The following is a 2,564-nucleotide window of genomic DNA, read 5'->3' on the forward strand; positions in this document are numbered from 1 at the left end:
CAACGCCGTCAAGGGCGTGGAGATCGGCGACGGATTCGCGGCCGCCGAACTGTCGGGCGAGGACAACGCGGATGAAATGCGCGCCGATCCGGCAGGGGGCGTACGTTTCCTGTCCAACCACGCGGGCGGGATATTGGGCGGCATTTCCACGGGTCAGGACATCGTCGTACGCTTCGCGGTCAAGCCGACCAGTTCGATCCTCTCCACCCGGCAGACCGTCGACATGAACGGCAACGAGACCGAGATCGTCACCAAGGGCCGGCACGACCCTTGCGTCGGCATCCGCGCCGTTCCCGTCGGGGAAGCGATGATGGCCTGCGTCCTGGCCGATCACCTGATGCGTCACCGCGCCCAGTGCGGCGGATAAAATCACCCAAAGAGAGCTATCTGTCGTATTTTCGTCAAGACTCCGATGTAGCCGAATCGCGTTGTCGAATGTTCATGGACGATGAATGATCGCACGGCACAGGGCGAAAATGCACAACATCCCTGCCGAACTCGATACCTTTATGAAATTATCCGTGGATGCCGGGAAAGCCGAGTCCGGGGCGGCGGAGGATGTCAACCTGGAACGCTTCCTAAAGGCCTTCTTCGATCAGGTCCCCGCGATCCTGTATATCAAGGACGATGCCGGCCGGTATGTGAAGATCAATCGGCACTGCGAGGCGACGTTCCAGGTAACGGACAGCCAAGCGCGCGGCACGACTGACCATGATCATTTTCCGGCGGAATTCGCCGACATATTCCGCCGGAACGATCAGCTGGTCCTGGACACCGGCGGCTTCCACACCTTCGAGGAAGTAGCCGTCGTCGACGGTGTCGAGTATGCCTTCCTTGCCCGCAAGTTCCGCGTCAGCGACGAACGCAACGGCAAGCATTACGTCTGCGGCATCTCGACCGACATATCGTCTTTCAAGCGCTCCGAACAGGAATTGGCGGCCGCCAAGTTCGAGGCGGAGCGGGCAAGCCGCGCCAAATCCCAGTTCCTCGCCGCCATCAGCCACGACATGCGCCAGCCGATCCAGGCGGCTTCCCTGTTCCTGGGCGTCCTCGACGGCAGGATCGGCGACCCCAAGGCACGGGAGGTCCTGGAACGGGTCAAGACGTCGATCGACAGCGTCCACGGCATGCTGGGCGACCTGCTCGACCTGTCGCGGCTGGATGCGGCACTGATCAAGCCGGCTCCCAAGCCGATCCAGCTGAAGCCGATGCTGGAGCGCCTCCACGCCGAGTTCGCGCCCCAGGCGGAGCTGAAGCGGCTGACGCTCCGGACCGTGCCGACGAACGCCACCGTCGCCACCGATCCCGAATTGCTCGTCCGGATCCTTCGCAACCTCCTCGCCAACGCGGTATCCTACACCGCCAAGGGCGGCATCCTGCTGGGATGCAGGCGTTGCGGCGACAACGTCAGGATCGTCGTCGCCGACACCGGCCCAGGCATCCCAGACTCGCACCAGCACCAGATCTTCGAGGAATTCTATCAGGTCGGCAACACGGAGCGCGACCGCAGCCGGGGCTTCGGCCTCGGGCTCGCGATCGTCCGCCGGATCGCCGACATGCTGGAACACCCGGTAGCGGTGCGTTCCCAGCTTGGCAAAGGGTCGGCGTTCTCGGTCACGGTGCCACTGGCCGCTGCCGCTCCGCGCGCTCCCGACGATAGCGCCGAGGCGTGCTCCTCCTCCCGGAACGACCGCACGAGCAGCCGGCCCGTGCTCCTGGTCGAGGACGACCCGGCGGTCCTGAGCGCCATGGTGATGCTGCTGGAGGACTGGGGGCTGTCGGTCGTGACGGCGGGGTCGCTCGAGGAACTGGAGACCTGCATCCGCGAACAGACCGTTCCGCCCTCGCTGATCATCGCCGATTACCGGCTGCCGGGCGAGACCACCGGCACCGATGCGGTCGCCCTTGCGCGCTCCATGGTCACCGCCGGCCTGCCGGGCATCATCCTGACCGGAGATACCGACCCCGCCCGTCTGAGGGAAGCCCACGCCAACCACACCCGCCTGCTTCACAAACCGATCCAGGCCCATCAGCTCCAGCAGGTCATCGCGGAAATCCTGAACGGTGACGTCGAGGAGGCGATGACGAAGCAGCAGGGCGGCGCTAAAACGTGAAGTTGGGGAAAAGCGCCTGACCGGCTTCCGCGACACCCGCCAGGATCGCCGCCGAAACGAACACCGTCGCGATGCTGATGCCGAACCCGGCCATCAGCATGACGCCGTCCCGCTCCGCCAGTCCCAGCGAAATCACGCAGAGCGCTATAGCCGGGAACCATCCCAGCAGGGGAATCGGCGTCATCAGGACGATGCACAGCGCGACGCACAGCGCGCCGATCAGCCGCTCTCCCACCGGACTGGTCATCCACAGCATGCGCGGACGCAGCACGCCTTCCAGCCGGCGCAGGCGCGGGATCAGCTTGTCCAGCATCCGTGCCGCCTGTTCCCGGCTGACGCTGCCCCGCAGCAGTTTCCTCGGCAGCCAGACCGTCTGCCTGCCGAGCATCAGCTGGATGGACAGCAGCACGAGCGGGATGTCGAAGACGATCGCCATGCCGATCGGCAGCG

3 protein-coding genes are annotated in these 2,564 nt (G+C 65.0%); 2 read left to right on the plus strand and 1 reads right to left on the minus strand.

What is annotated here, in order from left to right; translation table 11 throughout:
- Positions 1–367, plus strand: a 367-nt coding sequence (locus AC5JJ6_RS08660; RefSeq protein ID WP_496041647.1) for a chorismate synthase, incomplete at its 5' end; no start/stop codon positions are given.
- A 142-nt stretch (positions 368–509) separates the two neighbouring features.
- Positions 510–2,114 (plus strand): ATP-binding response regulator, encoded by a 1,605-nt coding sequence (locus tag AC5JJ6_RS08665; protein ID WP_496041648.1) that lies wholly within the window; start codon positions 510–512, stop codon positions 2,112–2,114.
- Here the strand turns inward: AC5JJ6_RS08665 and AC5JJ6_RS08670 are convergent.
- Positions 2,104–2,564 (minus strand): exopolysaccharide biosynthesis protein (locus tag AC5JJ6_RS08670; RefSeq protein WP_496041649.1); only part of this gene is annotated, 461 nt, incomplete at its 5' end. The genes AC5JJ6_RS08665 and AC5JJ6_RS08670 overlap by 11 nt on opposite strands.

It is taken from the genome of Skermanella sp. (assembly GCF_059503625.1).